This is a genomic window from Streptomyces sp. WAC05292 (genome assembly GCF_003949955.1).
GTDB lineage: Bacteria > Actinomycetota > Actinomycetes > Streptomycetales > Streptomycetaceae > Streptomyces > Streptomyces globosus.
Genome location: NZ_RPSE01000374.1, coordinates 1 through 6175, shown reverse-complemented (window position 1 = coordinate 6175; position 6175 = coordinate 1). Strand labels below are relative to the sequence as shown.

Below are 6175 nucleotides of genomic sequence, written 5' to 3'. Positions count from 1 at the left end.
CCCCGACCCCGCGGCCCGCGCCGCCGCACTCCTCGCCGCCCGCTGCGCCCGCGTCCCCGGCCTGCGCCGCCGCATCCACGACGTGCTCCTCCCGGTGGGCGCGGCCGCCTGGGCGCCGGACGCCGACTTCGACCCGGCCCGGCACGTCTTCCTCGTCCGCACCGACGACCCGTCGGCCGCCGCCGGCCCGCTGATGGCGAGGCCGCTGGACCGGGACCGGCCCCCCTGGGAGGCGCACGTCCTGGCGGGCCCCGACCCGCGCTCCTTCTGCGTCCTGTTCAAGTTCCACCACGCGCTGGCCGACGGGCTCGCCGCACTGGTCCTGGCCGCCCACCTCTTCGACGAGGGACCGCCGCCCGGCCGGAGCACCCCGCGGCCCGTCCCCGCCCCGGCCCCGGCCGGGTCCCTGCGCAGCCTCCAAGGCGCCCTCGCCGCCCGCCTCCAGGGCGTCGGCCAGGCGCTGGAGATCGGTGCCGCGGTGGCCCGCTCGGGCCTGCCGATCGGAGTGCCCGCCGCCCTGACGGCCACCGCGGGCGGAAGCGGCACCCGCGCGGTGGCCGCCCTGGCCCTCGACCTCGACGACGTCAACCGCATCCGCAAGGTCGCAGGCGGCACCGTCAACGACGTCCTGATCACCCTCGTGGCGGGAGCCCTGCGGCGGTGGCTGGCCGACCGGGGCAGCCCCGCCGCCCCCGGGGCCGGGCCGAGGGCGCTGATACCGGTCTCCCGCCGCAGGCCCGGTACCGGCGCGAAGTACGGCAACCGGCTCTCCGGCTACCTGCTGCGGCTCCCGCTCGACGAGCCCGACCCGCTGCGCCGGCTCCAGCGGGTGCGCAGCGGCATGGACCGCAACAAGGACGCCGGCCCGTCCCGCGGGGCCGGGGCCGTCGCCCTCCTCGCCGACCACGTCCACCCGCTGGGGCACCGGCTGGGCGGCCCGCTGGTGGCGCAGGCGGCGCGGCTGCTCTTCGACATCCTGGTCACCAGCGTCCCGCTGCCCGGGTTCACCTTCTCCCTCGGCGGCAGCCGGGTCCGGGAGGTCTACCCGCTGGCGCCGCTGGCACAGGGGCACGCGCTCGCCGTCGCGGTGTCCACGTACAAGGACACCGTCCACTACGGGCTCGTCGCCGACGCGGAGGCCGTCCCCGACCTGGCCGCGCTGGCCGAGGCGCTCCGCACCGAGCTGGAGGACCTCGTCCGCGAGGTGTTCTGACACCCCGTCCGGGCCCGGCCGACGCAGGCCCGGCCGCCCCGGGCGGGCCCGGACGGGGCGGGAGGAGGGGCCGGCTCAGGCGGACGGGGCGGCGGCGTGCGCCTCCGCGCCGGAGGCCGCCCGCCCGCCCGCGGCGGCGAGCAGCCCCGCCCAGTCCGGGATCTTCACCGAGCGGCGGCCGAGCGACCGGCCCAGATCGGCCTCGGCGGCCTCGATGGCCAGCCACCCGGCCCACTCCACGGGCCGCAGCCCGGCCGCGCGCAGCGCGTCCAGCGGGTCGCCCGGCAGCTCGCGCCGGGCCAGGGCGCCCGCGTCCTGGAGGAGGGAGGAGGCCGTCTCCTTGGCGCACGGCCGGTTGGTGCCGATCACCCCGGTCGGGCCGCGCTTGATCCAGCCGGCCACGTACTCCCCGACCGAGGCCCGGCCGGCCCGCAGGACCCGGCCGGCCGCGTGCGGGACGGTCGCCTTCGCCGGGTCGAAGGGCAGCCCGGGCAGCGGGACGCCCTGGTAGCCCACCGAGCGCAGCACCAGCTCCGCCTCGACGTCCTCGTACGCGCCGGTCCCGGTGACGCCGCCGCGGCCGTCCGGCGCGGTCCTCTCGAAGCGGAGCCCGGCGGCGCGCCCGCCGGGCCCGGCGAGCACCTCCACCGGGCGGAGGTAGAAGCGCAGCGCGATGCGGCGTTCCGCGGGGCCGGCCGGGCGGTCCGCGCCGGGCTCGGCCCAGCCGCGGAGCACCTCCAGGTTGCGCCGGGCCACCGCGGGCAGGGCGGCGGCCCCCTCCGGCCCCGCCGCGTAGGCGGGGTCGAGCGCCAGCTCGGCGGGGTCGGCCAGGGCCGAGGCACCGGGCAGCGTGCCCAGCTCGCGCAGCTCCTTGGTGGTGAACCTGGCCTGGGAGGGGCCGCGCCGGGCGACCATCGACACCGCGCGCACCCCGCTCTTGGCCAGGACGCCGAGCGCCGGCTGCGGCATGTCGGTGGGCGCGAGCTCCGGTTCGCCCCGGGCGAGCATCCGGGTGACGTCCACGGCGACGTTGCCCGCGCCGACGACCACCGCGGAGCGGACCCCGGACAGGTCGAAGGCTCCGCCCGCGGCGTCCGGGTGCCCGCTGTACCAGGCCACGAACTCCGTCGCGGAGTGCACGCCGGGCAGCTCCTCGCCGGGGATCCCCAGCAGCCGGTCGCGGGCGGCCCCCACGCAGTACACGACGGCGTGGTACAGCTCCAGCAGCCGCGCGGCGGACAGCTGCGGCCCGCCGACCTCGACGTTGCCGAGGAAGCGGATCCGCTCGTCCTCCAGCACGGTGCGCAGGCTGCCCTGCAGCGACTTGATCTTCTCGTGGTCGGGGGCTACCCCGTACCGCACGAGCCCGTAGGGCGCCGGCAGCCGGTCCAGGACGTCGACGCGCACGCCCGGCACCTCCCGCTGCGCGACCAGGGTCTGGGCGGTGTAGACCCCGCTCGGGCCCGACCCGACGACGGCGACACGAAGCACGGCGGTACTCCTCCCGCAGGGATCTCCAGCATGGCACCGCGGCGGCGGGCCGTCAGCCCATGGCCCGCATCCGGTGGATCTCGGCGCTCTGCGTGGCCACGACCTCGTTGGCCAGCTCCTCGACGGCCGCGTTGTTGCCGCCCTTCAGGACCTCTCCGGCCATCGTGAGGGCGCCCTCGTGGTGGCGGGTCATCAGGGTGAGGAAGAGCCGGTCGAAGTCGGCGCCGCGGGCCGCTTCGAGTTCCTTCAGCTGCTGCTCGGTGGCCATGCCCGGCATCGCGCCGTGGTCGTGGCCGCCGCCGCCGTCGGCGCCGGCGGGCCCGGGATGGCGGGCCAGCCAGGCCCGCATGACGGCGATCTCCGGCGCCTGCGCCGCCGAGATCCGCTCGGCCAGCCGCCTGACGGCGTCCTTTGAGGCTCTGTCCGGGGCGAGGGCGGTCATCCGGATGGCTTGTTCGTGGTGTTCGACCATGTGCCGCATGTAGGCCCGGTCGGCGGCGTTGGGGCTGTCGTCGGGCCGGCTGCGGGCCGCCTCCTCGGGGGAGAGGGTGCGCGCCTCCTCACCGGGCCTGCCTGGGGCGATGACGGCGGCCGCGTCACCGGAGGGGGGCGTGCGCCCTTCTGCCGTACAGCCGGTGAGGGTGAGGAGGATGCCGGCGGCCGCCGCGGCGGGACTGAGGAGCCGGCGGATTCGACCGGGTAAGCCCTTTGCCATGTCCATGGTAAGGAACATACTGCCGTCGTCCGCATTCCACTCCCACCCAGAGCGGAATCGACCGGACAGCATGGGAGGGCACAGTGACCCCGAACCACACCGCCGATCCCCGGCGCACCGGCCGCGGCAGGCGCAGGATCCGCACGGCGGCCGCCGCGGCGGGCGGCCTCCTCGCCGCGCTGCTCGCCGCACACCCCGCGGCTGCGACCCCCGACCCCGGGGAGTTCAAGCCCGGGGCCGGCGCCCCGCAGAGCGCGGCCCCGCCGGCCGGCCGCGCACCCGCACCCGGCGGGATCCCCGGCCAGGACGAGATCGTCCACAGCCCCAACGTCACACCGCTGGTCAACATCCCCCGCGCGTTCCCCGACGACATCAACACCGACATCGCCTTCCAGGGCCGGTACGCCTACGCCGGCAACTACGGCGGCTTCACCATCTACGACATCGCCGACCCCAAGGCCCCGAAGACGGTCAGCACGGTCCTGTGCCCGGGCGGCCAGAACGACATCTCCGTCCACGGAGACCTGCTCTTCCTCTCCACCGACTCCTCGCGCAGCGACGACTCCTGCAACAGCGTCTCGCAGCCGGCCACCGAGAAGTCCTCCTGGGAGGGCATCAAGATCTTCGACATCAAGGACAAGAAGAACCCCCGCTACATCAAGTCCGTCGAGACCGCCTGCGGTTCGCACACCCACACGCTCGTGCCGGACGGCCGGGACATCTACGTGTACGTCGCCTCCTACTCCCCGAACGAGGCCTTCCCCGACTGCCGTCCGCCGCACGACGGCATCTCCGTCGTGAAGGTCCCGCGCAAGGCCCCCACCCGGGCCGCCGTGGTCGGCTTCCCCGTCCTGTTCCCCGACGGCGGCAACCCCGGCGCGCCCACCAACCCCGGCGTCTCCAAGACCACGGGCTGCCACGACATCACCGTCCTGCCCTCCAGGAAGCTCGCCGCCGGCGCGTGCATGGGCGACGGCATCCTCTTCGACATCCGCGACCCGGAGCGGCCGCGGGTGATCGACCGGGTCCAGGACAACACCAACTTCGCGTTCTGGCACTCGGCGACCTTCAACGAGAAGGCGGACAAGGTCGTCTTCACCGACGAGCTCGGCGGAGGCGGCGGCGCCACCTGCAACGAGGCCACGGGCCCGAACCGCGGCGCGAACGGCATCTACGACATCACCGGCCGCGGCGACCAGCGGAAACTGGCCTTCCGCAGCTACTTCAAGATCCCGCGCCACCAGGCCGACACCGAGAACTGCGTCGCCCACAACGGCTCGCTGGTCCCGGCCGCCGGACGCGACATCATGGTCCAGGCCTGGTACCAGGGCGGCGTGTCCGTCTGGGACTTCACCGACTCCGCCAAGCCCCGCGAGATCGGCTACTTCGAGCGGGGCCCGCTCAGCGCCGGCGAGCTCTCCCTCGGCGGCTCGTGGTCCGCGTACTACTACAACGGCCACGTCTACTCGAACGACATCGCCAAGGGCCTCGACGTGCTCCGGATCGACGACCCGCGCACCGACAGCGCCGAGCGGGTCCGGCTCGACCGGCTCAACGTCCAGACCCAGCCCGACTACCACTGACCCGGCCCGCCGCCGGCCCCGCTACCGGGCGGCGGCAGGCGTCCCCTCCGGCGGCGGCGCGGCCTCCGGCGGGAAGCCCAGCCCCCAGTCCAGCCCGTACCGCTGGAACAGCTCGGCCCGCAGCCGGGCCGCCGGCATCGGCGCGCCCGGCAGCAGCACCGCCACCACCGCGCCCATCAGCAGGGCCCGCAGCAGCGGGTAGTCGGTGTCCACGTCGGCCGAGCCGTAGCGCGCGACGGTGTCCCTGAGCAGCGCGGCGAGCCGCTGCTGCTCGGGGCACTGCACGAAGCCCTCCGCCTGCAGGATGCCCGCCATGTGCGTCCGCATCAGCAGCGGCCGGTCGCGGGCCAGCCCGAGCACCGCGTCGACGGCGCGGGCGAGGCGCTCGCGGCCGTCCTCGCTGCGCGGCTCCCGCTCCAGGGCCGCCTCCAGCGTGAGGTGCATCAGGCGGTGCACCGCCGACTGGAGCAGCTGCCGCTTCCCCGGGAAGTAATACGAGACGAGGCCCCGCGCGGTGCCCGCCCGGTCGGCGATGTCCCCGAGCGTCGTGGCCTCGTAGCCCCGCTCGCCGACCAGTTCCACCGTGGCCTGGAGAAGCCGCTCCCGGGAGCGTCGCCGCAATTCTTCATTGACCGATGCGCTGCGCGGCGACATGCTTACTCCTGCGTTGACTGGCTTCCAGCCAATATACTCGGCGCACGGCGCCGGCTGCTCTGCGCGACGCGGGGGATCGCGCAGAGCACGCCCGCGCCCGGACACCCTCATCGCCGGCGGCGCAGCTCCAGGATGGCGACGACCGCCACGCCGAGGGTGACGTGCATCAGCGACAGGGCCGCGACGGTGCCGCCGTCGGTGTCCGACATCAGCGGGCCCGCCACCGACAGCAGCGCCAGCCCGCCGCCCACCCACTGCGCGACGCGCAGGAAGACCGGCTTCCACAGCGCGAGCAGCAGGGCGGCGCCCACGCCCGCGACCAGGGGCACTACCGACGAGCCGATGACGCCGCCGATGGTGACCAGGTGCTCCTGCCCGCGGTCCATGACGACGAGCGAGGCGCCGGCGGCTCTGGCGACGGCGAACACGACCAGGTTGACGACGGCTGCCCCGACCGCGCCGGCGGCCAGGAGCTTCCACCAGGCGAGGGGGGAACGGCGGGCTGGCGCTGCTGTCGGT

The 6175-nt window shown here is 75.5% G+C and carries 6 protein-coding genes; 2 read left to right on the top strand and 4 right to left on the bottom strand.

The window, feature by feature from the left end; all coding sequences use genetic code 11:
- Positions 1-1213: wax ester/triacylglycerol synthase family O-acyltransferase (locus tag EF903_RS27040; protein WP_125547485.1), on the top strand; the 1213-nt coding region annotated here is incomplete at its 5' end.
- Positions 1214-1288: 75 nt separating this feature from the next.
- On the opposite strand, the gene EF903_RS27035 is transcribed toward EF903_RS27040, so the two are convergent.
- Both EF903_RS27035 and EF903_RS27030 read right to left on the bottom strand, forming a co-directional pair.
- Positions 1289-2704, bottom strand: coding sequence for an FAD-dependent oxidoreductase (locus EF903_RS27035; protein WP_125547483.1), 1416 nt, complete (start codon positions 2702-2704; stop codon positions 1289-1291).
- Positions 2705-2756: 52 nt separating this feature from the next.
- On the bottom strand, positions 2757-3425 hold the full coding sequence (locus tag EF903_RS27030; RefSeq protein ID WP_125547481.1) for a DUF305 domain-containing protein: 669 nt from the start codon (positions 3423-3425) through the stop codon (positions 2757-2759).
- A gap of 77 nt (positions 3426-3502) precedes the next feature.
- On the opposite strand from EF903_RS27030, the gene EF903_RS27025 reads away from it, so the two are divergent.
- Complete coding sequence (locus EF903_RS27025) at positions 3503-5002, top strand: LVIVD repeat-containing protein (RefSeq protein ID WP_399421782.1); 1500 nt, start codon at positions 3503-3505, stop codon at positions 5000-5002.
- 21 nt (positions 5003-5023) lie between these two features.
- Here EF903_RS27025 and EF903_RS27020 read toward each other — a convergent pair whose 3' ends face one another.
- The gene (locus EF903_RS27020; RefSeq protein WP_125547479.1) at positions 5024-5656 is read right to left on the bottom strand and encodes a TetR/AcrR family transcriptional regulator; all 633 of its coding nucleotides are present in this window, start codon (positions 5654-5656) and stop codon (positions 5024-5026) included.
- Between the two features lie 107 nt (positions 5657-5763).
- Positions 5764-6175, bottom strand: a 412-nt coding sequence (locus EF903_RS34375; RefSeq protein ID WP_185902842.1) for a DUF6069 family protein, incomplete at its 5' end; no start/stop codon positions are given.